This is a genomic window from Mycobacterium sp. E3305, assembly GCF_001666785.1.
Lineage (GTDB): Bacteria > Actinomycetota > Actinomycetes > Mycobacteriales > Mycobacteriaceae > Mycobacterium.
The window spans coordinates 1-23,800 of record NZ_LZJA01000019.1 but is presented as its reverse complement, the minus strand read 5'-3'; the positions used below and the strand labels follow the sequence as shown (position 1 = coordinate 23,800).

Here is a 23,800-nt window from a genome sequence, read left to right as displayed (position 1 = left end):
GACTTGGAGACTGTGGTTCGGGATCTGGGCGCTCCGGTCAGCGCGGGCGTCTACAACGTCTACACCGGCGAGTTGGGGGGCACCGCGGTGCCGACAGCGGCGCAGTTGGGTCTGGAGCCGCCCCGGTTCTGCGCGGAATGCGGACGCCGGATGGTGGTGCAGGTCCGCCCCGACGGCTGGCGGGCGCGGTGCTCGCGGCACGGACAGGTCGACTCGGTCGACCTGGAGGCCCAGCGATGACCGAGCACGCGCACACCCCGGGAAGGTCACGGGCGCGCCGTATCGGCATCGCCGTCCTGACGCCGGTGGCGGCGGGTGTGCTGGTCGGCGCCCTGTGGGCGTGGATCGCCCCGCCGATCCACGCCGTGGTGGCCCTCACGCGCGCCGGTGAACGGGTCCACGACTATCTCGGCAACGAGTCGCAGCACTTCTTCGACGCGCCCTGCCTGATGCTGGGCCTGCTCACCGTGTCGGCGGTGGTGACGCCGGCGCTGGCGTGGCAATGGCGCGCGCGCCGGGGGCCGGGCATGGTCGTCGCCTTGGCGACCGGCCTGGTTGCCGCGGCCGCGGTCGCGGCCGCCATCGGGGCGGCGCTGGTCCGAATCAGGTACGGAGCGTTGAACTTCGACGCGGTGCCGCTGCCCAAGGGCCCGTCGGTGGCCTACGTCATCCAGGCGCCCCCGGTCTTCTTCGCAACCGATCCGCTGCGGATCGCGCTGACGCTGCTGTGGCCCGCCGCGATCGCCGCACTGGTCTATGCGGTGCTCGCGGCCGCCGACGCCCGCGACGATCTGGGGGCTACCCCGCCGCCCGACCGGCCTTCCGATGCACTCCCGGTGGGAGCGGGCAGCGCCCCGGAAGCGCCCGGGTCATAGCGGGCGGCGGTGAATCCTGCGGCCGAGGATGACCTTGGCCGCGATCTTGGTGAGCCGCGCCATGCCGACGTAGGTCATCGGGTGGAACATCGTCGGCCAGGTGGTCCGGATCAGGTGCTCGGTCAGCGGCCGGCCGTCGAACCGGTCGGTGAGCCAGCGCAGCGTCATCGGCGCCGAGAGCGGATGCAGCAGCATGTGCTCGTTGAACGCGTCCCGGTGGTAGGTCACCTGGGCGCCGCCGGCCGAATAGGCGTCGGCGAGCACGTCGATGTCGTGCACGTCGATGAGGTAGTCGTGGACGGCCTGCACGATCAACACCGGCGGCGTCGGCACCGCGACACCCAGCTTGATGTTCTCGAACACGTGCGTGACCTCGGGCGTCGACAGGATGGCATCGAGCGGCTCGTCGAGGTAGTCGCCCATGTTCTTGCCGGCCATCTTCACGACCGCCTCCACCGTGGTCATCTTCTCCAGCGACTCGAGCAGGGCACGCCCCTCCTCGTTGCTGTGCTCCTTGATCACCCGGTCCAGCTCGGGGTAGATGTGGGCGAGGGCCGCCACCACCAGCGCAGGCAGGCCCGACAGGAAACTGCCGTTGAGCCGGCGGAAGGTGTTGCCGAGGTCGCCGACGGGCGATCCCAGCACCGCGCCGACGATGTTGAGTTCGGGCGCGTACTCGGCGCACACCTCGGCCGCCCAGGCGCTGGCCAGCCCGCCGCCGGAGTACCCCCACAGCCCGATCGGCGCCGAGGGCGAGAGCCCGAGGCGTTCCGCGCCCAGGGCGGCCCGAATGCCGTCCAGGACGCGATAGCCGGGTTCGTAGGGGGCGCCCCACAGGCCCCGCAGCCCCTCGTGGTCGGGCACGGACACGGCCCAGCCCTCGGCGACGGCCGCGGTGATCAGGAACAGTTCGAGCTGGCCGATCGAGCCGAGGGCCTTCGCCCGGCGCCGCAGCGCGTACGACGGGAAGCAGCGGGACGACACGGCGTCGATCGCGCACTGGTACGACAGCAGCGGGCACGGACGTTCCGGGGCCAGCTCGGCAGGGACGATCACGGTGGTCGCGGCGGCCTCGGGCTCGCCGTTCATGTCCATGGTCCGGTAGAGCAGCTGGGTGGCCTTGACGGGCTGCGGGATCAGCCCGAGAAAAGCCAGCTCGACGTCGCGCGAGCGCAGGACGGTGCCGGGTTCGGCGTGTTGGAAGCCGAGGGGCGGCTGGTAGAACGGGTCGTCCGAGGGCAGCAGCGGTCGCACCTTGCGCTGCAATTCCTCGTGCGGCGGCCGGGCGATCCACTCCGCCCCGCGCGTGCCTGCCAGATTGCCGAGCTCAGCCATTGAGGCTCCCTTCTAGGCCATCCGGCATTCTCGCGCACGAACGGCAGGTAACCAAAACGTAATCGCCGCACTGTGAGCGACTTCTTGGGTGGGCGATCCAGGTCATGCACGTCACTGGTACCCGGTTTGCGGCTGCGTCACCCGACGACGCTTCCCGTAAGCCTATCCGGGGCGGCGTTCGGCGGCGTCAAACTGACCCGGCGGTCGCAGCGCGGCGAATTCGTCGGTGACGCGCAACTGAGAATCGGTGAAGTGGTACAGGGCCGCCGGCCGCCCGCCGCTGCGGCCGGACTGGGCGATGGTGCCGGTCTGGCTGATCACGCCGCGGCGGACCAGCACCCGTTGCAGGTTAGTCGCGTCGACCTGGTAACCCAGCGCGGCGCCGTAGATGTCGCGAAGCGTGGAGAGCGCGAATTCCCTTGGCGCCAAGGCGAATCCGAGGTTGGTGTAGGACAACTTGGCGATCAGCCGGGCGTGGGCGTGTGTCACCATCGGTCCGTGGTCGAAGGCCATCGGCGGCAGGCTGCTCACCGGGTGCCAACGGGTGTCCGGTGGCAGTTCCGGAGTGGCGGGGGAGGGCACCAGCCCCAGGAAGGTCGACGCGATGACGCGGGCGCCCGGCACCCGGTTGGGGTCGGAAAACACCGCCAGCTGCTCCAGGTGCGCCAGTTCCTTGAGGTCCACCTTCTCGGCCAGCTGTCGCAGGACGGAGGTGGTCATGTCCTCGTCGGTGCGCAGCCGCCCGCCGGGCAGCGACCAGGCGCCCCGCTGCGGATCCTTGGCGCGCTGCCACAACAGCACGTTCAGCTGCGGTTTCTCTGTTCGCGGCCCGTTGGTTACCCGGCGAACTTGAAACACCACCGCAAGCACCTCGTGTTCAGTGCTAGTATGGCCCATGTTTTCGATTATAAGTCGAAAACCTCCCGGGCTGAAAGGGGCCGCCGTGACGGTTATCAATCGCATGGACACGCTCGCTGAAGACATGATGGCCGACCTCACGAATTCGCCCGCCGGCTACGCCGGTGTCGAGGGAGACGAGCAATGGGCCGCCGAAATCCGCCGCCTGGCCAAGCTGCGCGGCGCCACCGTGCTCGCCCACAACTACCAGCTGCCCGCCATCCAGGACGTCGCCGACCACGTCGGCGATTCGCTGGCGCTCTCGCGGATCGCTGCCGAGGCTCCCGAGGACACCATCGTGTTCTGCGGCGTGCACTTCATGGCCGAGACCGCCAAGATCCTGAGCCCCGAGAAGACCGTACTCATCCCGGACCAGCGGGCCGGCTGCTCGCTGGCGGATTCCATCACCCCGGACGAACTGCGCGCCTGGAAGGACGAGCACCCCGGCGCCGTTGTCGTCTCCTACGTCAACACCACCGCAGCGGTGAAGGCGCTCACCGACATCTGCTGCACCTCGTCCAACGCCGTCGACGTGGTCGCATCCATCGACCCCGACCGCGAGGTGCTGTTCTGCCCGGACCAGTTCCTGGGTGCGCACGTCCGCCGGGTAACCGGCCGCACCAACCTGCACGTGTGGGCCGGTGAGTGCCACGTGCACGCCGGCATCAACGGCGACGAGCTCTCCGAGCAGGCCCGTGCGAACCCCGAGGCCGAGCTCTACGTGCACCCCGAATGCGGTTGCGCCACTTCGGCGTTGTACCTCGCGGGCGAGGGCGCCTTCCCGGCGGACCGGGTCAAGATCCTGTCCACCGGCGGCATGCTCGACGCGGCGCATCAAACGCACGCCCGCAAGGTGCTGGTCGCCACCGAGGTCGGCATGCTGCACCAATTGCGCCGGGCCGCACCGCAAGTCGACTTCCGCGCGGTCAACGACCGGGCCTCGTGCAAGTACATGAAGATGATCACGCCGGCGGCGCTGCTGCGCTGCCTGGTCGACGGGGCCGACGAAGTCGACGTCGACCCGGAGATCGCGGCGGCCGGCCGCCGCAGCGTGCAGCGAATGATCGAGATCGGCCAGCCGGGCGGTGGTGAATGATCGTCCGCCCGGCCTGGACGCACAGCGCTGACGTCGTCGTCATCGGCACCGGTGTCGCGGGATTGGCCGCGGCGCTGGCCGCCCACCGCGCCGGCCGCAGCGTCGTCGTGCTGAGCAAGGCCGACCAGGCGCGCGGGGTGACCGCGACCCACTACGCCCAGGGCGGCATCGCCGTGGTCCTGCCCGACAACGACGATTCCGTCGAGGCCCATGTCGCCGACACCGTGACCGCGGGCGCCGGCCTGTGCGATCCCGACGCGGTGACCTCGATCGTCGCCGACGGCTATCGTGCGGTGTCCGAATTGGTCGGCGCCGGAGCGCGATTCGACGAGGCGGCGCCCGGCCGCTGGGACGTCACGCGCGAGGGCGGGCACTCCCGGCGGCGGATCGTGCACGCCGGCGGCGACGCCACCGGCGCCGAGGTGCAGCGGGCGCTCGACCACGCCGCCCGGCTGCTGGACATCCGCACCGGTCACGTCGGCCTGCGCGTGCTGCACGACGGCACCGCCGTGACCGGCGTCTCCGTCGGCAACCCGGACGGCTACGGCATCATCCACGCGCCCGCGGTCATCCTGGCCTCCGGCGGGCTCGGGCACCTCTACGGCGCGACGACCAATCCCGAGGGCTCCACCGGCGACGGCATCGCCTTGGCGCTGTGGGCCGGTGTGGCGGTCAGCGACCTGGAATTCATCCAGTTCCATCCCACGATGCTGTACGCCGGCGCGGCAGGCGGCCGGCGGCCGCTGGTCACCGAGGCCATCCGCGGTGAGGGCGCCATACTGGTTGACCCGCAAGGCAATTCGGTCACCGCCGGCGTCCACCCGATGGGTGACCTGGCGCCGCGGGACGTCGTCGCCGCGGCCATCGACACGCGGCTGAAGGCCACCGGCGACCCGTGCGTCTTCCTCGACGCCCGCGGCATCGCCGGTTTCGCGGCCCGCTTCCCCACGGTGACCGCCGCGTGCCGGGCCGCCGGCATCGACCCCGTCCGCCAACCCATCCCGGTCGTGCCGGGGGCGCATTACAGCTGCGGCGGCGTCGTCACCGACGTGCACGGGCAGACCGAACTCCCGGGCCTGTTCGCCGCCGGCGAGGTGGCGCGCACCGGCATGCACGGCGCCAACCGGCTGGCGTCCAACAGCCTGCTGGAAGGCCTGGTGGTGGGGGGCCGAGCCGGCAGGGCCGCGGCCGCGCACGCGACGGCGGCGGGCCGCACCCGCGCGGTCGCACCGGAGCCCAGCGCCCACACCGCGCCCGAGCGCGCCGAACTGCAGGCCACGATGAGCCGCGACGCCTCGGTGGTGCGCGACGCCGCCGGGCTGACGCGGCTGTCGGACGCGCTGGCGGGTGCGCCGGCGCGCGTCATCGCCGGCCGCCGCGATTTCGAGGACGTGGCGCTGGCCGTCGCCGCCCGCGCGGTGACCGCGGCGGCCCTGGCCCGCAACGAGAGCCGGGGCTGCCATCACCGCGCGGAATACCCGGACCCCGCACCCGAACAGGGCCGCAGCAGCGTGCTGCGGCTGGCCGACGACCGGAACTCGGTGCTGGTGGAGGCGCTGGCGGCGGTGGGCTGATGATGCTTCCCGACGAACGGAGTGCCGCACAGGACATCATTCGGCGCGCGCTGGAAGAGGACCTGCGCTACGGGCCCGACGTCACCACGCTCGCGACCGTGCCCGCCGGCGCGGTGGCCACGGCGTCGATGGTGCCCCGGCAGCCCGGCGTGATCGCGGGCGTGGAGGTCGCCCTGCTGGTCCTCGACGCCGTCCTCGCCGGCGGCTACGAGGTGGTGCACGCCGTCGAGGACGGCGCTCGGCTGCAGCCCGGCGAGCCGGTGCTGACCGTGCGCGCCGATACCCGCGGCCTGCTGACCGCCGAGCGGACCATGCTGAACCTGGTCTGTCACCTGTCGGGCATCGCCACCACGACGGCGGCGTGGGTCGAGGCCGTGGACGGCACCAAGGCCAAGATCCGCGACACCCGCAAGACGTTGCCGGGCCTGCGCGCGCTGCAGAAATACGCGGTGCGGGCCGGCGGGGGTGTCAACCACCGGCTGGGGCTGGGGGACGCGGCGCTCATCAAAGACAACCATGTGGTGGCCGCGGGATCGGTGGTCGGCGCGCTGCGGGCGGTGCGCGACGCCGCGCCCGACCTGCCGTGCGAGGTCGAGGTGGACTCCCTCGAACAGCTCGACGAGGTGCTCGCCGAAAAGCCCGAACTGGTGCTGCTGGACAACTTCCCGGTATGGCAGACGCAGATGGCCGTGCAGCGGCGCGACGCGCGCGCCCCCGCGGTGCTGCTCGAATCGTCCGGCGGACTCAGCCTTCAGAACGCCGCCACGTACGCAGCGACCGGGGTGGACTACCTGGCCGTCGGCGCGCTGACACACTCGGTGCGCGCGCTCGACATCGGCCTGGACATGTAGGACTTACCGGCCGGTCATCCCCGCGCCAACGCGTCGGCGGCCGAGCGTGCCGAAAGAGCTTCGAGCACAGCACATTCCGCTTCATAGACGGCGGCCTCGGCGAAATCGATGGTATCGAGTGCGTAGCCGATGGCCATGTTGGCGTAGGCGTCCATCTCCTTGGCTTCGTGCTGGGCATTCTTCTCGGCCAGGTCTTTGCGGATCTTGGCGACGTGAGACTTCCATTTCTCGGCGATTTCCCGCCAGTGCTTCGACGCGTCATCGTCAGCGGCTGAGGCCCGGTCTTGCAAATGGTCGGCGGCCTGGTCTGCCCTGTCGCGGGCGTGGGCCGCGTCCGCCTGGACCTGTTCACGGGCCTGCTGCGCCGCGGCACGCACCTTGTCGTTGGCCTCCCTGGCGGCGGTGGAGATTTTTTCGAACCGGGCGGTCAGGTCGTTGTCGGCCATGGGGAGATCCCTTCTGCTCAAGGGGTTGGTTGTGCACCTGTCATCGTCTCGCCGCGCCGCGCGCCGCCGTAGGGTCCTAAGTCCTTGCTCGCGAACGGATTTGACACCGGTGTCACAGTCTTCACATCCGCATCGTCAGCAGCGTCCGCGCGGCGGGCTTGGCGGCTTCCAGCGCGCCCGCGTCACCGGAGATCCGGGACAGGATCAGTGCGCCCTCGATCAGCGAGATCACCGCCAGCGCAACCTGTTCGGCCTTTGCCTCGGACCAGCCGTCGGAGCGCAGCCGCTGCTCGACCGCCGCGCACCAGCCCCTGAAGGCACGCGCCGACGCCTCGCGCACCAGTGGGCTCGCGTGCACCGACTCGGTCGCGATCGGTTCGATCGGGCAGCCGTCGCGCCGGTCGCCGGCCAACCCGGCCGCCAGCAGGTCGATCCAGCGGTCGACGATGTCGGCCGCGGGCCGGCCGGTCGCCAGGAATTGGCGCAGCAGCTGCTCGATGCCGGTGCCTTCGGCTTCGACGACCGCCGCGGCCAGTTGCTGCTTGCCCCGGGGGAAGTGGTGATACAGCGAACCGGGTTTGACGCCGGCCTCGTCGAGGATCTGGTTCAGCCCGGTCGCCGCGTAGCCCTGGCGGCGAAACAGCGTGGCGGCCGTCTCGACCAACGCGGCGCGGCTGCGGTCGGGTCTCGGCATGCTATTGACTTTACTTGAGTGATCACTCAAGAATGCAGAGATGAGGCAGCTGACGTACGAGGAAGCCGGGCGCTACGCGTGGCGCGAGGTGCCCGAACCGCAGATCACCGCGCCCGGGCAGGCGCTGGTGCGGCCGCTGGCGGTGGCGTGTTGCGACCTCGACGTCGCGGTGTGCAACGGGCGGCTGCCGTTGCCGCCGGGGTATGCGGTCGGGCACGAAGGGCTGGCCGAGGTCGTCGCCGTGGGCGACGACGTCACGGGCGTCCGGGTGGGCGACTGCGTCGTGGTGCCGTTTCAGATCAACTGCGGCGATTGCCGCGAATGCCGCCGCGGCGTGACCGGCTCGTGCAGCGAGGTGCCGTTCATGGCGGCCTACGGGATGGCGCCGATCGCCGGCCTGGACGGCGGCGGGTTCATGTCGGACCTGGTGCTGGTTCCGTACGCCGATGCGATGCTCATCCCGTTTCCGGACGCCGTCGACCCGGTTTCGATCGCGTCCCTGTCGGACAACATTCCCGACGGCTGGCGCACCGTCGGGCCGTTCGCTGCGGAGCTGGACACGCTCGATCCCGTCGATCGCCGCGTCCTGGTCCTCGGACGGCTGTCGATCGGCCTGTATTCCGCCGCGATCGCCGCGGCGCTCGGGGCCCACGTCGACTACGTCGACACCGACCCGCAGCGGCTGGCCGCCGCCGAGAAGCTCGGCGCGGTGGTCCATGATGCCGCCAAACCCGACAAGTCGTGGGGCGCTTACCCGGTCACCGTGCACACCACCAGCGATGCGACCCTGCTGGCGGCGACGCTGCGCGCCACCTGGCCGGACGGCGTGTGCACCGACACCGGGATCTACCCCGAATACAAAGTCGAGATGCCGTTGCTGCCGATGTACTCACGCGGCGTGCGGTTCGTCACCGGCCGCGTCAGCGCGCGCACGGTGATCCCGCGGGTGCTCGACCTGCTCGCGGGCGGCCTGGACGTGTCGCCGGCGGTCGACCGCGTCGTCGCGTGGGAAGACGCCCCCTCGGCCTGGCCGACGATGACCGGAAAGACCGTCTTCACCCGCGCGTAGCGCCGTCGGGCGTGCATTCCGGGCGTCGGGCGTGCGCCCAGGGCGGGTCCCGGCCGCGTGTCGCCGCCATGAGCGCACGCGCAAAGCCGTGCGCGCACGCCAGAAGCTGTCAACGCAAGAAAAAGCCGCGAACGCCGCCGCAACAGCGGGCCCGGGTCTCAGGCGATGTCGCCGACGAACACGCCGATGCGGCGCAGCTGCATCCGGGCCATCCGCGGCAGCCGTTCGGCGTCGGGACCCTCGGTGCCGGCCGGCAGGATGCGCGGGTTGGTGATGTGCACCACGCGGTCGCGGCCGAACTGAACGTCGGCCTCACCGGCCGCCAGCACGTTCTTGACCCAGTTCGTCTTGCCGTGGCCGAGCGCGATCGCCAGCACGTTGCCCTTGCGGTACGGGGTGATGATCGTCTCGTACGGGGTGCCGGAGGTGCGGCCGCGATGCTTGATGGTCGCGGTCCCGGGCAGAAAGCGGGCGATCGGCTTGACCGCGGGATTGAAATACTTGATCTGGAAGCGCTCGAACCAGGGCGGGAACACCATCGGGACGCCTGGAGCGTTATTGGGGTGATCCTTCGCGGACATGACGGCTCCCTGAGTCGTGTGGGCCTTCCACGGGCACTGTACCGGTCGGATAACAACTTGAGCTGCTCTGGGACAATGGAGGCAATGAGTACCGCTTCAGTACCCGTGATGGCCCGCATCGACCTGCGGGGCGTCGAACTGACGGCTGCCCGATTGCGGTCCGCGCTGCCACGCGGGGGCGCCGACGTGGAGAGCGTCGTGCCCAAGGTGCGGCCGATCGTGCAGGACGTGGCCGAGCGTGGCGCCGAGGCGGCGCTCGAGTACGGGGCGTCGTTCGACGGGGTGCGGCCCGCGGCCGTCCGGGTGCCCGGGGCCGCGCTGGAGGCGGCGCTGGCCGGCCTGGATCCCGACGTCGTCGAGGCCCTGCGGGTGATGATCGAACGCGCCCGCGCCGTGCACGCAGACCAGCGCCGCGCCGACGTCACGACCACCCTGGGCCCGGGCGCGACGGTCACCGAGCGGTGGGTCCCCGTCGAGCGGGTCGGCCTGTACGTGCCGGGCGGCAACGCGGTCTACCCGTCGAGCGTGGTGATGAACGTGGTGCCGGCGCAGACCGCCGGTGTCGGCTCGCTGGTGGTGGCCAGCCCGCCGCAGGCCCGCTACGACGGACTGCCGCACCCGACGATCCTCGCGGCCGCGCGCCTGCTCGGGGTCGACGAGGTGTGGGCCGTCGGCGGCGCGCAGGCGGTCGCGCTGCTGGCCTACGGCGGAACCGATATGGACGGCTCTGACCTCGCGCCGGTCGACATGATCACCGGGCCCGGCAACATCTACGTCACCGCCGCCAAGCGGCTGTGCCGCTCCCGGGTGGGCATCGACGCCGAGGCCGGGCCCACCGAGATCGCCATCCTCGCCGACCACACCGCCGACCCGACCCACGTGGCCGCCGACCTGATCAGCCAGGCCGAACACGACGAGATGGCGGGCAGCGTGCTGGTCACGCCCAGCGAGGACCTGGCCGCCGCGACCGCCGCCGAGGTGGCCGCGCAGCTGCGCACGACGGTGCACCGCGACCGGGTGGCCGCCGCGCTCGGTGGCCGCCAGTCGGCGATCATCCTGGTCGACGACCTGGACGCCGCCGTCCGGGTGGTCAACGCCTACGCCGCCGAGCACCTGGAGATCCAGACCGCCGACGCCCCGGCGGTGGCCGCCCGAATCCGTTCGGCCGGAGCCATTTTCGTGGGCCCCTACTCGCCGGTGAGCCTCGGCGACTACTGCGCCGGATCCAACCACGTGCTGCCGACCGCGGGCTCGGCCCGGCACTCCAGCGGACTGTCCGTTCAGACCTTCCTGCGGGGCATCCACGTGGTCGACTACACCGAGGCCGCGCTCAAGGACGTCTCCGGGCACGTGGTCACGTTGGCCAAGGCCGAAGACCTGCCGGCGCACGGCGAGGCGATCCGGCGGAGGTTCGAGCGATGACCGAACCGCGGGAGCCGACGCTCGACGACCTACCCCTGCGCGAGGACCTGCGTGGCAAATCGCCTTACGGCGCACCGCAATTGGCCGTCCCGGTGCGGCTGAACACCAACGAGAACCCGCACCCGCCCAGCCCGGCGCTGGTGGACGACGTGGTGCGGTCGGTGGCCGAGGCGGCCGCCGACCTGCATCGTTATCCCGATCGCGACGCGTCCGCCCTGCGCCGCGATCTGGCCGGCTACCTCACCATCCAGACCGGTGTGCCCGTCGGGCCCGAAAACGTCTGGGCGGCAAACGGATCCAACGAGATCCTGCAGCAGCTGCTGCAAGCGTTCGGCGGGCCGGGGCGCACCGCGATCGGGTTCGTCCCGTCCTACTCGATGCACCCGATCATCTCCGACGCCACCCGCACCGAGTGGCTGGAGGGCGTCCGCGCCGACGACTTCAGCCTCGACGTCGACGCGGCCGTGGCCGCGGTGACCGACCGCCGGCCTGACGTGGTGTTCATCGCGAGCCCCAACAACCCGTCCGGGCAGAGCGTTTCGCTGCCGGATCTGCGGCGCCTGCTCGACGCGGTGCCGGGCATCTTGATCGTCGACGAGGCCTACGGCGAGTTCTCCTCCGAGCCCAGCGCCGTCGGGCTGGTGCGCGAATATCCGACCAAGCTCGTCGTCACGCGCACCATGAGCAAGGCGTTCGCCTTCGCCGGCGGGCGGCTCGGCTACCTGGTCGCCACCCCCGCGGTGATCGACGCGATGCTGCTGGTTCGGTTGCCGTATCACCTCTCGTCCGTCACCCAGGCCGCGGCCCGCGCCGCGCTGCGCCACGCCGACGACACCCTGGGAAGTGTCGCCACGCTGATCGCCGAACGCGAACGCGTCACGAAAGCGTTGAGCGGCATGGGTTTTCGGGTGATTCCCAGCGACGCGAATTTCGTGCTGTTCGGGCAGTTCGCCGACGCCCCGGCCGCCTGGCGGCGCTACCTGGACGCCGGCGTGTTGATCCGCGACGTCGGGATTCCCGGCTACCTGCGCGCCACGACCGGGCTGGCCGAGGAGAACGACGCCTTCCTGCGGGCCAGCGCCCAGATCGCCGCCACCGAACTGGCACCAGCCACCCCAGTAGGAGCCCCGTGACCACCATTGCGACCCGGCGCGCGCGTATAGAGCGCCGCACCAAGGAATCCGACATCGTCATCGAACTCGACCTCGACGGCAGCGGCCAGGTCCACGTCGACACCGGTGTGCCGTTCTACGACCACATGCTGACGGCACTGGGCAGCCACGCCAGCTTCGACCTGACCGTGCGCACCAAGGGCGACGTGGAGATCGAGGGGCACCACACCATCGAGGACACCGCGATCGCGCTCGGACAGGCGCTGGGGCAGGCCCTCGGCGACAAGCGGGGTATCCGCCGGTTCGGCGACGCCTTCATCCCGATGGACGAGACGCTGGCCCACGCCGTCGTCGACGTGTCGGGCCGGCCCTACTTCGTGCACACCGGCGAGCCGGATCACCTGCTGCACACCACCATCGCCGGCAGCTCGGTGCCGTACCACACGGTGATCAACCGGCACGTGTTCGAGTCGCTCGCCATGAACGCCCGCATCGCGCTGCACGTACGCGTCCTGTACGGGCGCGACCCGCACCACATCACCGAAGCGCAATTCAAGGCGGTGGCCCGCGCGTTGCGCCAGGCCGTAGAGCCCGACCCCAGGGTGTCGGACGTGCCGTCCACCAAAGGTGTTCTGTGACAAAACCATCCGTCGTCGTCCTGGATTACGGCTCGGGCAACCTACGGTCGGCCCAGCGCGCGCTGCAGCGGGCGGGCGCGTCGGTCGAGGTGACCGCCGACGCCGACGCCGCGGCCGCCGCCGACGGGCTGGTGGTGCCCGGTGTCGGGGCCTTCGAGGCCTGCATGACCGGCCTGCGCAGGGTCAAGGGCGACCGCATCATCGCCGACCGGGTCGCCGCCGGGCATCCGGTGCTGGGGGTCTGCGTGGGCATGCAGATCTTGTTCGCCAGCGGCGTCGAATTCGGCGTCCAGACAACGGGTTGCGGCCAGTGGCCCGGGGAGGTCACCCGGCTGGACGCGCCGGTGATCCCGCACATGGGCTGGAACGTGGTCGACGCCGGGGGAGGGACGACCCTGTTCAAGGGGCTGGACGCGGACACCCGTTTCTACTTCGTGCACTCCTACGCCGCGCAGCGCTGGGAGGGCTCGCCCGAGGCCGTGCTGACCTGGGCCACCCACCGGGTGCCCTTCCTGGCCGCCGTCGAGCAAGGACCGCTGTCGGCCACCCAGTTTCACCCGGAAAAGAGTGGGGACGCGGGTGCGGCCGTGCTGCGCAACTGGATTGATGCTCTGTGAAGAACGGCTCGGGAGGGAATGTGTTGATCTTGTTGCCCGCGGTCGACGTGGTCGAGGGCCGCGCCGTGCGACTGGTGCAGGGCAAGGCGGGCAGTGAAACCGAGTACGGCTCGGCACTGGACGCGGCGCTGGGCTGGCAGCGTGACGGCGCGGAGTGGATCCACCTGGTCGACCTGGACGCGGCGTTCGGGCGCGGCTCCAACCGCGAACTGCTGGCCGAGGTGGTCGGCAAGCTCGACGTGCGGGTGGAGCTGTCCGGCGGCATTCGCGACGACGATTCGCTGGCCGCCGCGCTGGCCACCGGCTGCGCCCGGGTGAACCTGGGCACGGCGGCCCTGGAGAACCCCCAGTGGTGCGCGCGCGCGATCGCCGAGCACGGCGAGAAGGTCGCGGTCGGGCTGGACGTCCAGACCGTCGACGGGCAGCAACGGCTGCGCGGACGCGGCTGGGAGACCGACGGCGGCGACCTGTGGGAGGTCCTGGAACGCCTTGACGGCGAAGGCTGTTCGCGGTTCGTCGTCACCGACGTCACCAAGGACGGCACGCTGGGCGGCCCCAACCTCGACCTGCTGGCCGCCGTCGCCGGCCGCACCGACGCCCCGGTGATCGCCTCCGGCGGCGTGTCGAGCCTGGACGACCTGCGCGCGATCGCGACGCTGACCGACCGCGGGGTCGAGGGCGCGATCGTGGGCAAGGCCCTCTACGCCGGGCGGTTCACGCTGCCACAGGCCCTGGCCGCGGTAGCGGGGTAGCGCCGTGGCGGACCTGGACGCGTTGGTACGGACGGCCTCGGCGATCCTCGACGACGCCACCGAGCCGTTCCTGGCCGGCCACCGCGCCGATTCGGCGGTCCAGAAGAAGGGCAACGACTTCGCCACCGACGTCGACCTCGCGATCGAGCGGCAGGTGGTCGGCGCGCTGGAAGAGTCGACCGGCATCGGTGTGCACGGCGAGGAGTACGGCGGCGCCGACGTCGACTCGGAGTGGGTGTGGGTGCTGGACCCCGTCGACGGCACGTTCAACTATGCGGCAGGGTCGCCGATGGCGGGGATCCTGCTCGGCCTGCTGCACCACGGCGACCCGGTGGCGGGCCTGACCTGGCTGCCCTTCGTCGACCAGCGCTACACCGCGGTGGTCGGCGGTCCGCTGATGAAAAACGCTGTTGCGCAACCACCCCTGGCCGATATCGACCTGGCCGACGCCCTGATCGGTGCCGGCTCGTTCAGCGCCGACGCGCGGGGCCGGTTCCCGGGGCGGTATCGCATCGCCGTGCTGGAGAACCTGAGCCGGGTCTCGTCGCGGTTGCGCATGCACGGCTCCACCGGACTCGACCTCGCCTACGTCGCCGACGGGGTTCTCGGCGGCTCGATCAGTTTCGGCGGCCACGTGTGGGACCACGCCGCCGGGGTGGCGTTGGTGCGGGCGGCGGGCGGCGTCGTCACCGACGTCCACGGCGAACCGTGGACGCCCGCGTCGGATTCCGCGCTGGCCGCCGGGCCCCGCGCCCACGCCGAGATACTCGAGGTGTTGCGCAGCACCGGCCGGCCGGAGGACTTCTGAGATGTCTTCCGGTAATGGGCTTGCGGTGCGGGTGATTCCGTGCCTGGACGTCGACGCCGGGCGGGTGGTCAAGGGGGTCAACTTCGAAAACCTGCGCGACGCGGGCGATCCCGTCGAACTCGCCGCCGCCTACGACGCCGAAGGCGCCGACGAGCTCACCTTTCTCGACGTCACCGCCTCCTCGTCGGGTCGGGCCACGATGCTGGACGTGGTGCGCCGCACGGCCGAGCAGGTCTTCATCCCGCTGACCGTCGGCGGCGGCGTGCGCACGGTGGCCGACGTCGACGTCTTGCTGCGTGCCGGGGCCGACAAGGTTTCGATCAACACCGCCGCGATCGCCCGCCCCGACCTGTTGGAAGAAATGGCAAGGCAATTCGGTTCGCAATGCATCGTGCTGTCGGTCGACGCCCGCACGGTGCCCCCGGAGTCGGTGCCGACGCCGTCGGGCTGGGAGGTCACCACGCACGGCGGACGCCGCGGGACGGGGATCGACGCTGTCGAGTGGGCTTCGCGCGGCGCCGATCTGGGCGTCGGGGAGATCCTGCTGAACTCGATGGACGCCGACGGCACCAAGGCCGGGTTCGACCTGCCGATGCTGCGGGCGGTGCGCTCGGCGGTCACGGTGCCGGTGATCGCCAGCGGGGGTGCCGGCGCGGCCGAACACTTCGCGCCCGCCGTCGCCGCCGGTGCCGATGCGGTGCTGGCGGCCAGCGTCTTTCACTTCCGGGAGCTGACCATCGGCCAGGTGAAGGCCGCCATGGCCGCGGAAGGGATCACGGTGCGATGACGCTCGACCCGCAGATCGCCGCGCGGCTGAAGCGCAACGCCGAAGGCCTGATCGCCGCCGTCGCGCAGGAGCGCGGCACCGGGGACGTGCTGATGGTCGCCTGGATGGACGACGCGGCGCTGGCCCGCACCCTGGAAACCCGTGAGGCGACCTATTTTTCGCGGTCGCGCGGCGAGCAGTGGGTCAAGGGCGCGACGTCCGGCCACACCCAATACGTGCACTCGGTGCGGCTGGACTGCGACGGGGACACCGTGCTGCTGACGGTCGACCAGGTGGGCGGCGCCTGCCACACCGGCGACCACAGCTGCTTCGACGCCGACCTGCTGCTGCAACCGGAGTCGTAGGTTGATGCCCGGGCGGCGCGCCCCGGGTTGCTAAATCGCGGTGCGACGCTGCGCCCGGGCGGCGGCCAGGAAGTCGATCCAAGACACCACGTCGGAGTGCTGCCTGAGCAGGGTGCGTCGCTGGCGTTCCGTCATGCCGCCCCAAACGCCCCACTCGACCCGGTTGTCGAGCGCGTCGGCGCCGCACTCCAGGACCACTGGGCAGCGCCGGCAGATCGTCGCTGCCTTTCTCTGGGCGGCGCCGCGAACGAACAACCCGTCTGGGTCGCCGGTGCGGCAGAGCGCCTTGGAAACCCAGGCGTCGCGATCCTCGGTTCTCGCACTGCGGAGATGGTTTGGAATCGGACCATTGGTGCCACTTTCGGCGGTGATATGGATAGCAAACACCGCTCCCCCTTTTGCTCCGGCCGCGCTGAGAGCTCAGCGTTCGGATATGGCTGTATTGACTTCCGTCCGGCCGAGCCCGTGTGAAGCCGAGGCGAATGTTGCGACCGTATGAAACCCCGTCGCGCAAACGTAGGGGCTTTGGTCGCGGACGTCCGAGGACTTTCGGCTCAGGGTGTCGGGCATCGTCGTCGCACGGGCCGGGGGATCGGGACCGAGGTCCGAAGTCGCCGCGTCGCGAGCCGTGGATGAGAATGGCGGGCGATGTTGAGTCGGGTGTCGTGGACCGCGGTCGTGCCGCTGCTAGCCGTCGCCGTGCTGGCCGTGATCTGGGGCGAGAAGCTGGGCCCGATGCTGGTCGCGCTGGTGGCGGCGTTGCTCATAGGCTCCGTGCTGGCGGCGGTGCACCACGCGGAGGTTGTCGCGGCCCGGGCCGGTGAGCCGTTCGGCTCGCTGATCCTGGCGGCCGCGGTGACGGTGATCGAGGTGGCGCTCATCGTCTCGCTGATGGCGTCCGGGGGCAACGAGGCCGCGACGCTGGCCAGGGACACCGTCTTCGCCGCGGCGATGATCACCACCAACGGCATCGCGGGGCTGTCGCTGCTGCTCGGCTCCCGGCGCTACGGGGTGACGCTCTTCAACGCCGAGGGCAGCGGCGCCGCGTTGGCCACGGTCACCACGCTGGCGACGCTGAGCCTGGTGCTGCCGTCGTTCACCACCAGCCAGGTGGGCCGCGAATTCTCGCCGGGCCAGCTGGCGTTCGCGGCGGTCGCGTCGTTGCTGGTGTACCTGGTCTTCGTCTTCACGCAGACGGTGCGGCACCGCGACTTCTTCCTGCCGGTCGCGCAGAAGGGCCAGAAGAAGCGGCTCTTCGAGGACGAGAGCCATGCCGAGCCGCCGAGCCGCGGCGCCGCGCTGGGGAGCCTGGGGCTGCTGCTGGTCGCCCTCGTCGCGGTGGTCGGGCTGGCCGAGGAGGAGTCGCCGGCCGTCGAGCACGCGGTGACCGCGGTCGGCTTCCCGCAGTCGTTCGTCGGCGTGGTGATCGCCACGCTGGTGTTGCTGCCGGAGACCCTGGCGGCCGCGCGGGCCGCGCGGCAGGGCCGGATCCAGACCAGCCTGAACCTGGCGTACGGCTCGGCGATGGCCAGCATCGGGCTCACGATCCCGGTGATCGCGCTGGCGTCGATCTGGCTCAAGGGACCGCTGGTGCTCGGGCTGGGACCCATCCAGCTGGTGCTGCTGGCGCTGACCGTTGTGATCAGCATGCTGACGGTCGTTCCCGGGCGCGCCACCCGGCTGCAGGGCGAGCTGCATCTGGTGCTGCTCGCCGCCTACGTGTTCCTGGCGGTCAGCCCGTAGCCGCTGACCGGCCGCGCAGTGTCTCCAACGCCTTGTCGGCATGGGTGTCCATGCTGAACTCGCTCGAAATCACGTTGAGCACCGTGCGATCGGTGTCGATGACGAAGGTGGTTCGCTTGACCGGCATCAGCTTGCCGAGCAGGCCGCGCTTGACGCCGAACTGCGTGGCGACCGTGCCCTCGGTGTCCGACAGCAGCGGGTAGTCGAACTTCTGCATGTCGGCGAACTTGGCCTGCTTCTGGACCGGATCGGCGCTGATGCCCACCCGATTGGCGCCCACGGCCGCGAATTCCGCGGCCAGGTCCCGGAAGTGACAGGCCTCCTTGGTGCAGCCGGGCGTCATCGCGGCGGGGTAGAAGAACAGCACCACCGGCCCCCCGGACAGCAGCTCGCTGAGCCTGCGCGGCGCGCCCGTCTGATCGGGAAGTTCGAAGTCCTCGACCGTGTCACCAGTTTTCATGCCGCGAGCGTAACGCCACGGCGAGTTTTGGCCCCAGGGAAAGCGCAGCCGACGCTACGCACGCGAGCCCCGGCGACCCATCTGGGAGGATGGTTCGGTGCACGCCCACCTCGCCGAGACGACCTCACGAGAGGACTTTCGCCTGCTGGCGGCCGAGCACCGCGTGGTTCCCGTGACCCGCAAGGTGCTGGCCGACAGCGAGACACCACTGTCGGCCTACCGCAAACTGGCCGCCAATCGCCCCGGCACGTTCCTGCTGGAATCGGCCGAGCACGGCCGATCCTGGTCGCGCTGGTCCTTCATCGGTGCCGGTGCGCCGTCGGCGCTGACCGTCCGCGACGGCGAGGCGGTGTGGTTGGGCGCCGTGCCGCAGGACGCGCCCACCGGCGGCGACCCGCTGCACGCGCTGCGGGCCACGTGCGAGCTGCTGGCCACCGGCGCGCTGCCCGGGCTGCCGCCGCTGTCCGGCGGCATGGTCGGTCTGTTCGCCTACGACATGGTGCGGCGGCTGGAGCGGTTGCCCGAGCTGGCGGTCGACGACCTGTACCTGCCGGACATGTTGCTGCTGCTGGCCACCGACGTGGCCGCGGTCGACCACCACGAGGGCACCATCACGCTGATCGCCAACGCGGTGAACTGGAACGGCACCGACGAGCGCGTCGACCAGGCCTACGACGACGCGGTCGCCCGGCTGGACGTGATGACCGCGGCGCTGGGTCAGCCGCTGCCGTCCACGGTCGCCACGTTCGACAGGCCCGAGCCACGGTATCGCTCGCAGCGCAGCGTCGAGGAATACGGCAAGATCGTCGACTACCTCGTCGAGCAGATCGCCGCCGGCGAGGCGTTCCAGGTCGTCCCCTCCCAGCGCTTCGAGATGGACACCGACGTCGATCCGATCGACGTGTACCGGATGCTGCGGGTCACCAATCCGAGCCCCTACATGTACCTGCTGCACGTCCCGGATGGCAGTGGCGGAACGGACTTTTCGGTCGTCGGCTCCAGCCCCGAGGCGCTGGTCACCGTGCACGACGGCTGGGCGACGACGCATCCGATCGCCGGAACCCGGTGGCGCGGGCAGACCGACGAAGAGGACCAGCTGCTGGAAAAGGAACTGCTCGCCGACGAGAAGGAGCGCGCCGAGCACCTGATGCTGGTCGACCTGGGGCGCAACGACCTTGGCCGCGTGTGCGCGCCGGGCACCGTGCGCGTCGAGGACTACAGCCACATCGAGCGCTACAGCCACGTCATGCACCTGGTGTCGACGGTGACCGGGATGCTCGCCGAGGGGCGGACCGCCCTGGACGCCGTGACGGCGTGCTTTCCGGCCGGCACGCTGTCGGGCGCGCCGAAGGTGCGGGCCATGGAGCTGATCGAAGAGGTGGAGAAGACGCGGCGCGGGCTCTACGGCGGTGTGGTCGGTTACCTCGACTTCGCCGGCAACGCCGATTTCGCGATCGCGATCCGGACCGCGTTGATGCGTGACGGCACGGCCTATGTTCAGGCCGGCGGCGGGGTGGTGGCCGACTCCAACGGCCCGTACGAGTACACCGAGGCCTCGAACAAGGCGCGCGCGGTGCTCAACGCGATCGCCGCCGCCGAGACCCTCACCGCCCCGGATGCCGACCACCATGGCTGAGGCGCCGCGGCGTGCGCGGCTGTCCGTCGGGGTGGCGCAGGCGTTGCTGGTGCTGTCCGCCGCGGCGTTATGGGCGGCGTCGCGGCTGCCGTGGGTGGTGATCCGGTCGTTCGACGGGCTGAGCCCGCCCCGCGAGGTGACGCTGTCCGGCGCGTCGTGGTCGACGGCGCTGCTGCCGTTGGCGGTGCTCATGCTGGCGACGGCTGTGGCGGCGATCGCGGTGCGCGGCTGGCCGCTGCGGGTGCTGGCGGGGCTACTGGCGCTGGCGAGCCTGGCGGTCGGATATCTCGGGGTCAGCCTGTGGGCGCTGCCGGACGTCGCCGTGCGCGGGGCCGACCTGGCGCATGTCGCCGTGATGTCGCTGGTGGGCAGCGAGCGGCGCTACGTCGGCGCGGGCATCGCAGTGGCCGCCGCCGCATGCACCCTTGTCGCGGCCGTCCTGTTGCTGCGGTCGGCCGGCGACGCCGGCGCGACCCGGTTGAGCGCGGAAAAGTACGCCGCGCCCGCGACGCGCCGCTCAAATGCGCTCCGCGACGACGCCGATGGCGCGATGCTGGAGAAGCCGGAGACGCCGAAAATGTCGGAGCGGATGATCTGGGACGCGCTTGACGAGGGCTGTGACCCGACGCGGGACCCGATCGATCGGCCGCGCGACTCGGACACCGAGGGTCGGTGACGGGCCGCGAGCCGAGGGCCGCTACCCTTCATTCACGTCGTCGCAATCGGCTCAGGGTTGTCAGGTTGGCCGCGGGGTGACGATGGGTAACGGCGCGAAGGGAAGCAACAGGCATGAGTCCGGCTACCGTGCTTGACTCCATCCTCGAGGGAGTCCGGGCCGACGTTGCGGCGCGCGAAGCCCTCATCAGCCTTTCCGAAATCAAAGCCGCCGCTGCCGCCGCGCCGCCGCCGCGCGATGTGATGGCCGCCCTGCGCGAGCCCGGCATCGGTGTCATCGCCGAGGTCAAGCGCGCCAGTCCGTCGGCGGGTTCCCTGGCGACCATTGCCGATCCGGCGAAGCTGGCCCGCGCGTACGAGGACGGTGGTGCCCGGATCATCAGCGTCTTGACCGAGGAGCGGCGCTTTCACGGATCGCTCGACGACCTGGACGCGGTTCGCGCGGCCGTCTCGATCCCGGTCTTGCGCAAAGACTTTGTCGTGCAGCCGTATCAGATCCACGAAGCCCGCGCGCACGGCGCCGACATGCTGCTGCTCATCGTTGCCGCGCTCGACCAGTCGGCGTTGGTGTCGATGTTGGACCGCACCGAATCACTCGGCATGACGGCCCTCGTCGAGGTGCACACCGAGGAGGAGGCCGACCGGGCGCTGAAGGCCGGGGCCAACGTAATCGGTGTCAACGCACGCGATCTCGCGACGCTGGAGGTCGACCGGGATTGCTTCGCGCGCATCGCTCCCGGGCTGCCGAGCAACGTGATCAGGATCGCCGAGTCCGGGGTCCGCGGCACCGGCGACCTGTTGGCGTACGCCGGAGCGGGTGCGGACGCCGTCTTGGTCGGCGAGGGTCTGGTCAAAAGCGGTGACCCGCGCGCCGCGGTCGCCGACCTGGTCACCGCGGGGACCCACCCGTCTTGTCCGAAACCGTCTCGCTAGTCGTCAAGTCACTTGAAGAGTCCCGGCGCTGAAACGTTGAACCTCATGAGCCGTCCCCGCGTAGAGCCTTGGTGATGGTCAATCTGTCCCGCCCGGACCTTCCCCTTCCGAGTGCAGCCGTCGCCGAACCCACCAGCCACGAACCCGATGCTGGTGGCCATTTCGGCGTGTATGGCGGCCGCTACGTGGCCGAGGCGTTGATGGCGGTGATCGAAGAGGTCACCGCCGCCTACGAGAAGGAACGCATCAACCCCGATTTCCTGGACACCCTGGACGACTTGCAGGCCAACTACGCCGGCCGGCCTTCGCCGCTGTACGAGGCCACCCGGCTGTCCGAGCATGCCGGATCGGCGCGCATCTTCCTCAAGCGAGAAGACTTGAACCACACCGGTTCTCACAAGATCAACAACGTCCTCGGTCAGGCGCTGCTGGCGAAGAGGATGGGCAAGAACCGGGTCATCGCCGAGACCGGGGCCGGGCAGCACGGCGTCGCCACGGCCACCGCGTGCGCCCTGCTGGGCCTGGAGTGCGTCATCTACATGGGCGCCGTGGACACCGCGCGCCAGGCGCTCAACGTGGCACGGATGCGACTGCTGGGCGCCGAGGTGGTGTCGGTGGAGAGCGGATCCAAGACGCTCAAAGACGCCATCAACGAGGCGTTCCGTGACTGGGTGACCAACGCCGACAACACCTACTACTGCTTCGGCACCGCCGCCGGGCCGCATCCTTTCCCCGCGATGGTGCGCGATTTCCAGCGGATCATCGGGTTGGAGGCGCGCGTGCAGATCCAGGCCCAGGCGGGCCGGTTGCCCGACGCCGTCGTGGCCTGCGTCGGCGGTGGATCCAACGCCATCGGCATCTTCCACCCGTTCATCGACGATCCGGGGGTGCGCCTGGTGGGCTTCGAGGCGGCCGGGGATGGCGTCGAGACCGGAAGGCACGCCGCGACTTTCGCCGGTGGTTCGCCGGGCGCGTTCCAGGGGTCGTTCTCCTACCTGCTGCAGGACGAGGACGGCCAGACCATCGAATCGCATTCGATCTCAGCGGGTCTCGACTATCCGGGCGTGGGCCCCGAGCACGCGTACCTCAAGGAGATCGGGCGCGCGGAATATCGGCCGATCACCGACGCGGAGGCGATGGACGCATTCGCGCTGCTGTGCCGCTCCGAGGGCATCATCCCGGCCATCGAATCGGCCCACGCGGTCGCCGGCGCGGTCAAGCTGGGCCTCGAATTGGGGCAGGGCTCGATCATCGTGGTGAACCTGTCGGGCCGCGGTGACAAGGATGTCGAGACCGCCGCGAAATGGTTCGGCCTGATGGGACCCGGCGAGCGATGAGCGTTCAGCAGAGGCATGCCAGCAGGCTGGGGCCGGTCTTCGACATGTGCCGCAAGGAGAATCGCGCGGCCCTGATCGGCTACCTGCCCACCGGCTATCCAGATGTGCCGGGCTCGGTGGACGGAATGCTCGCCCTGGTCGAATCCGGTTGCGACATCATCGAAGTCGGCGTGCCCTACTCGGACCCCGGCATGGACGGGCCGACCATCGCCCGCGCCACCGAGGCCGCGCTGCAGGGCGGGGTGCGGGTCCGGGACACGCTTGCCGCGGTCGAGGCGATCAGTGCGGCCGGCGGCCGCGCGGTGGTGATGACCTATTGGAATCCCGTGGTGCGCTACGGGGTCGACGCGTTCGCGCGTGACCTCGCGGCGGCTGGCGGGCACGGCTTGATCACTCCTGACCTCATCCCCGACGAAGCCGGGCAGTGGCTGACGGCAGCTGAGGAGCATCGGTTGGACCGCATTTTTCTCGTCGCGCCGTCGTCGACGCCGGAACGGTTGGCCATGACCGTCGACGCGTCACGCGGATTCGTCTACGCCGCTTCCACGATGGGCGTCACCGGGGCGCGTGACGCGGTGTCGCAGGCCGCGCCCGAGTTGGTGCAGCGCGTGAAGGCGGTGTCGGACATACCCGTCGGCGTCGGCCTCGGGGTGCGGTCGCGCGAGCAGGCCGCCCAAATCGGCAGCTACGCCGACGGCGTGATCGTCGGTTCGGCGCTGGTGTCGGCGCTCGGTGCGGGTGGCCTGCCCGCGCTGCGGGAACTGACCGAGGAACTGGCCGCCGGCGTCCGGCAGAAGGCGTCCGCCCGATGACGACGTTGCCGACGTACTTTCCCAGCCCGCCGCAGGGTGTCTGGCACCTCGGGCCCCTGCCAATTCGCGCGTACGCGCTGTTCATCATCACCGGGATCGTGGTGGCGCTGTTGATCGGCGACCGCCGCTGGGAGGCCCGCGGCGGACAGCGCGGCGTCATCTATGACATCGCGTTGTGGGTGGTGCCGTTCGGGCTGGTGGGCGGGCGCCGATCAACAGCGCCACCACGATCCCGGTGATGATGAACAGCGCGTACGCGCGAATTGGCAGGGGCCCGAGGTGCCAGACACCCTGCGGCGGGCTGGG

27 protein-coding genes and 2 pseudogenes are annotated in these 23,800 nt (G+C 70.6%); 21 read left to right on the top strand and 8 right to left on the bottom strand.

Annotated features, from left to right (window positions below):
- Nucleotides 1–12: 12 nt before the first annotated feature.
- Nucleotides 13–240 (top strand): hypothetical protein, encoded by a 228-nt coding sequence (locus A5701_RS02235; protein ID WP_067277974.1) that lies wholly within the window; start codon nt 13–15, stop codon nt 238–240.
- On the top strand, nt 237–875 hold the full coding sequence (locus A5701_RS02230; protein WP_067748060.1) for a DUF2567 domain-containing protein: 639 nt from the start codon (nt 237–239) through the stop codon (nt 873–875). The genes A5701_RS02235 and A5701_RS02230 overlap by 4 nt, the downstream gene beginning before the upstream one ends.
- Here the strand turns inward: A5701_RS02230 and A5701_RS02225 are convergent.
- Nucleotides 870–2,210, bottom strand: coding sequence for a lipase family protein (locus A5701_RS02225; protein WP_067748058.1), 1,341 nt, complete (start codon nt 2,208–2,210; stop codon nt 870–872). The two genes, A5701_RS02230 and A5701_RS02225, sit on opposite strands and share 6 nt — an antisense overlap.
- A 162-nt stretch (nt 2,211–2,372) precedes the next feature.
- Entirely contained in the window at nt 2,373–3,107 is a 735-nt protein-coding gene (locus A5701_RS02220) for an NUDIX domain-containing protein (protein ID WP_067748056.1), read from the bottom strand.
- A gap of 46 nt (nt 3,108–3,153) precedes the next feature.
- Between A5701_RS02220 and nadA the strand changes: the two genes are divergently transcribed.
- The 3 genes from nadA to nadC are packed head-to-tail and all read left to right on the top strand — an operon-like array spanning nt 3,154 to nt 6,628.
- Nucleotides 3,154–4,203 carry a quinolinate synthase NadA gene (gene nadA / locus A5701_RS02215; RefSeq protein ID WP_067748054.1) on the top strand — a complete coding sequence of 350 codons (1,050 nt, stop codon included), beginning with the start codon at nt 3,154–3,156 and terminating at the stop codon, nt 4,201–4,203.
- Nucleotides 4,200–5,777 (top strand): L-aspartate oxidase, encoded by a 1,578-nt coding sequence (locus A5701_RS02210; RefSeq protein ID WP_067748052.1) that lies wholly within the window; start codon nt 4,200–4,202, stop codon nt 5,775–5,777. Before nadA ends, A5701_RS02210 begins: the two co-directional genes overlap by 4 nt.
- Entirely contained in the window at nt 5,777–6,628 is an 852-nt protein-coding gene (gene nadC, locus A5701_RS02205) for a carboxylating nicotinate-nucleotide diphosphorylase (RefSeq protein WP_067748050.1), read from the top strand. The genes A5701_RS02210 and nadC overlap by 1 nt, the downstream gene beginning before the upstream one ends.
- A 14-nt stretch (nt 6,629–6,642) precedes the next feature.
- On the opposite strand, the gene A5701_RS02200 is transcribed toward nadC, so the two are convergent.
- Nucleotides 6,643–7,074, bottom strand: coding sequence for a hypothetical protein (locus A5701_RS02200; RefSeq protein ID WP_067748048.1), 432 nt, complete (start codon nt 7,072–7,074; stop codon nt 6,643–6,645).
- Between the two features lie 121 nt (nt 7,075–7,195).
- Nucleotides 7,196–7,768, bottom strand: coding sequence for a TetR/AcrR family transcriptional regulator (locus tag A5701_RS02195; protein WP_067748046.1), 573 nt, complete (start codon nt 7,766–7,768; stop codon nt 7,196–7,198).
- A gap of 40 nt (nt 7,769–7,808) precedes the next feature.
- Between A5701_RS02195 and A5701_RS02190 the strand changes: the two genes are divergently transcribed.
- Nucleotides 7,809–8,837, top strand: coding sequence for a zinc-binding dehydrogenase (locus A5701_RS02190; protein ID WP_067748044.1), 1,029 nt, complete (start codon nt 7,809–7,811; stop codon nt 8,835–8,837).
- A gap of 158 nt (nt 8,838–8,995) precedes the next feature.
- Here A5701_RS02190 and A5701_RS02185 read toward each other — a convergent pair whose 3' ends face one another.
- The gene (locus A5701_RS02185; RefSeq protein ID WP_067748042.1) at nt 8,996–9,418 is read right to left on the bottom strand and encodes a nitroreductase family deazaflavin-dependent oxidoreductase; all 423 of its coding nucleotides are present in this window, start codon (nt 9,416–9,418) and stop codon (nt 8,996–8,998) included.
- A gap of 105 nt (nt 9,419–9,523) precedes the next feature.
- Between A5701_RS02185 and hisD the strand changes: the two genes are divergently transcribed.
- From hisD to hisI, 8 genes are read left to right on the top strand one after another with little or no spacing between them, the layout of a single operon-like run.
- On the top strand, nt 9,524–10,840 hold the full coding sequence (gene hisD, locus A5701_RS02180; protein WP_156669879.1) for a histidinol dehydrogenase: 1,317 nt from the start codon (nt 9,524–9,526) through the stop codon (nt 10,838–10,840).
- A complete protein-coding gene (locus A5701_RS02175; protein WP_067748038.1) occupies nt 10,837–11,973 on the top strand; it encodes a histidinol-phosphate transaminase in 1,137 nt (378 codons plus the stop codon). The genes hisD and A5701_RS02175 overlap by 4 nt, the downstream gene beginning before the upstream one ends.
- Complete coding sequence (hisB, locus tag A5701_RS02170; RefSeq protein ID WP_067748036.1) at nt 11,970–12,590, top strand: imidazoleglycerol-phosphate dehydratase HisB; 621 nt, start codon at nt 11,970–11,972, stop codon at nt 12,588–12,590. Before A5701_RS02175 ends, hisB begins: the two co-directional genes overlap by 4 nt.
- On the top strand, nt 12,587–13,207 hold the full coding sequence (gene hisH / locus A5701_RS02165; RefSeq protein WP_067748034.1) for an imidazole glycerol phosphate synthase subunit HisH: 621 nt from the start codon (nt 12,587–12,589) through the stop codon (nt 13,205–13,207). The genes hisB and hisH overlap by 4 nt, the downstream gene beginning before the upstream one ends.
- 20 nt (nt 13,208–13,227) lie before the next feature.
- Complete coding sequence (gene priA, locus A5701_RS02160; protein ID WP_067748032.1) at nt 13,228–13,959, top strand: bifunctional 1-(5-phosphoribosyl)-5-((5-phosphoribosylamino)methylideneamino)imidazole-4-carboxamide isomerase/phosphoribosylanthranilate isomerase PriA; 732 nt, start codon at nt 13,228–13,230, stop codon at nt 13,957–13,959.
- Between the two features lie 4 nt (nt 13,960–13,963).
- Nucleotides 13,964–14,767 carry an inositol monophosphatase gene (locus tag A5701_RS02155; RefSeq protein ID WP_067748030.1) on the top strand — a complete coding sequence of 268 codons (804 nt, stop codon included), beginning with the start codon at nt 13,964–13,966 and terminating at the stop codon, nt 14,765–14,767.
- A gap of 1 nt (nt 14,768) precedes the next feature.
- Complete coding sequence (gene hisF / locus A5701_RS02150; RefSeq protein WP_067748028.1) at nt 14,769–15,554, top strand: imidazole glycerol phosphate synthase subunit HisF; 786 nt, start codon at nt 14,769–14,771, stop codon at nt 15,552–15,554.
- Complete coding sequence (gene hisI, locus A5701_RS02145; protein WP_067748026.1) at nt 15,551–15,898, top strand: phosphoribosyl-AMP cyclohydrolase; 348 nt, start codon at nt 15,551–15,553, stop codon at nt 15,896–15,898. The genes hisF and hisI overlap by 4 nt, the downstream gene beginning before the upstream one ends.
- Nucleotides 15,899–15,928: 30 nt before the next feature.
- Here hisI and A5701_RS02140 read toward each other — a convergent pair whose 3' ends face one another.
- Nucleotides 15,929–16,270, bottom strand: coding sequence for a WhiB family transcriptional regulator (locus A5701_RS02140; RefSeq protein WP_067748075.1), 342 nt, complete (start codon nt 16,268–16,270; stop codon nt 15,929–15,931).
- Between the two features lie 276 nt (nt 16,271–16,546).
- Here A5701_RS02140 and A5701_RS02135 point away from each other — a divergent pair, with 276 nt between their 5' ends.
- A complete protein-coding gene (locus tag A5701_RS02135) occupies nt 16,547–17,641 on the top strand; it encodes a calcium:proton antiporter (RefSeq protein WP_067748024.1) in 1,095 nt (364 codons plus the stop codon).
- Here the strand turns inward: A5701_RS02135 and A5701_RS02130 are convergent.
- A complete protein-coding gene (locus A5701_RS02130) occupies nt 17,631–18,101 on the bottom strand; it encodes a peroxiredoxin (protein ID WP_067748022.1) in 471 nt (156 codons plus the stop codon). The two genes, A5701_RS02135 and A5701_RS02130, sit on opposite strands and share 11 nt — an antisense overlap.
- Nucleotides 18,102–18,198: 97 nt before the next feature.
- Here A5701_RS02130 and A5701_RS02125 point away from each other — a divergent pair, with 97 nt between their 5' ends.
- From A5701_RS02125 to A5701_RS02100, 6 genes and pseudogenes are all read left to right on the top strand, one after another.
- A complete protein-coding gene (locus tag A5701_RS02125; protein WP_067748019.1) occupies nt 18,199–19,737 on the top strand; it encodes an anthranilate synthase component I in 1,539 nt (512 codons plus the stop codon).
- Entirely contained in the window at nt 19,730–20,413 is a 684-nt protein-coding gene (locus A5701_RS02120; RefSeq protein ID WP_082954791.1) for a TIGR02234 family membrane protein, read from the top strand. The genes A5701_RS02125 and A5701_RS02120 overlap by 8 nt, the downstream gene beginning before the upstream one ends.
- 113 nt (nt 20,414–20,526) lie before the next feature.
- The gene (gene trpC, locus A5701_RS02115) at nt 20,527–21,345 is read left to right on the top strand and encodes an indole-3-glycerol phosphate synthase TrpC (RefSeq protein ID WP_055404126.1); all 819 of its coding nucleotides are present in this window, start codon (nt 20,527–20,529) and stop codon (nt 21,343–21,345) included.
- Nucleotides 21,346–21,419: 74 nt separating this feature from the next.
- A complete protein-coding gene (gene trpB, locus A5701_RS02110; protein WP_067748015.1) occupies nt 21,420–22,682 on the top strand; it encodes a tryptophan synthase subunit beta in 1,263 nt (420 codons plus the stop codon).
- Complete coding sequence (trpA, locus tag A5701_RS02105; protein ID WP_067748012.1) at nt 22,679–23,494, top strand: tryptophan synthase subunit alpha; 816 nt, start codon at nt 22,679–22,681, stop codon at nt 23,492–23,494. The genes trpB and trpA overlap by 4 nt, the downstream gene beginning before the upstream one ends.
- Nucleotides 23,491–23,703: pseudogene (locus tag A5701_RS02100) on the top strand (prolipoprotein diacylglyceryl transferase family protein); the annotation flags it as partial. The gene trpA and the pseudogene A5701_RS02100, both read left to right, overlap by 4 nt.
- Here the strand turns inward: A5701_RS02100 and A5701_RS28680 are convergent.
- Nucleotides 23,696–23,800: pseudogene (locus tag A5701_RS28680) on the bottom strand (prolipoprotein diacylglyceryl transferase); the annotation flags it as partial. The pseudogenes A5701_RS02100 and A5701_RS28680 overlap by 8 nt on opposite strands.

Coding starts and splice junctions, on each gene's coding strand:
- A5701_RS02230 (WP_067748060.1), top strand. CDS start 237: ATGACCGAGCACGCGCACACCCCGGGAAGGTCACGGGCGCGCCGTATC.
- A5701_RS02225 (WP_067748058.1), bottom strand. CDS start 2,210: ATGGCTGAGCTCGGCAATCTGGCAGGCACGCGCGGGGCGGAGTGGATC.
- A5701_RS02220 (WP_067748056.1), bottom strand. CDS start 3,107: ATGGGCCATACTAGCACTGAACACGAGGTGCTTGCGGTGGTGTTTCAA.
- A5701_RS02210 (WP_067748052.1), top strand. CDS start 4,200: ATGATCGTCCGCCCGGCCTGGACGCACAGCGCTGACGTCGTCGTCATC.
- nadC (WP_067748050.1), top strand. CDS start 5,777: ATGATGCTTCCCGACGAACGGAGTGCCGCACAGGACATCATTCGGCGC.
- A5701_RS02200 (WP_067748048.1), bottom strand. CDS start 7,074: ATGGCCGACAACGACCTGACCGCCCGGTTCGAAAAAATCTCCACCGCC.
- A5701_RS02195 (WP_067748046.1), bottom strand. CDS start 7,768: ATGCCGAGACCCGACCGCAGCCGCGCCGCGTTGGTCGAGACGGCCGCC.
- A5701_RS02190 (WP_067748044.1), top strand. CDS start 7,809: ATGAGGCAGCTGACGTACGAGGAAGCCGGGCGCTACGCGTGGCGCGAG.
- A5701_RS02185 (WP_067748042.1), bottom strand. CDS start 9,418: ATGTCCGCGAAGGATCACCCCAATAACGCTCCAGGCGTCCCGATGGTG.
- A5701_RS02175 (WP_067748038.1), top strand. CDS start 10,837: ATGACCGAACCGCGGGAGCCGACGCTCGACGACCTACCCCTGCGCGAG.
- hisF (WP_067748028.1), top strand. CDS start 14,769: ATGTCTTCCGGTAATGGGCTTGCGGTGCGGGTGATTCCGTGCCTGGAC.
- hisI (WP_067748026.1), top strand. CDS start 15,551: ATGACGCTCGACCCGCAGATCGCCGCGCGGCTGAAGCGCAACGCCGAA.
- A5701_RS02135 (WP_067748024.1), top strand. CDS start 16,547: ATGTTGAGTCGGGTGTCGTGGACCGCGGTCGTGCCGCTGCTAGCCGTC.
- A5701_RS02130 (WP_067748022.1), bottom strand. CDS start 18,101: ATGAAAACTGGTGACACGGTCGAGGACTTCGAACTTCCCGATCAGACG.
- A5701_RS02120 (WP_082954791.1), top strand. CDS start 19,730: ATGGCTGAGGCGCCGCGGCGTGCGCGGCTGTCCGTCGGGGTGGCGCAG.
- trpC (WP_055404126.1), top strand. CDS start 20,527: ATGAGTCCGGCTACCGTGCTTGACTCCATCCTCGAGGGAGTCCGGGCC.
- trpB (WP_067748015.1), top strand. CDS start 21,420: ATGGTCAATCTGTCCCGCCCGGACCTTCCCCTTCCGAGTGCAGCCGTC.
- trpA (WP_067748012.1), top strand. CDS start 22,679: ATGAGCGTTCAGCAGAGGCATGCCAGCAGGCTGGGGCCGGTCTTCGAC.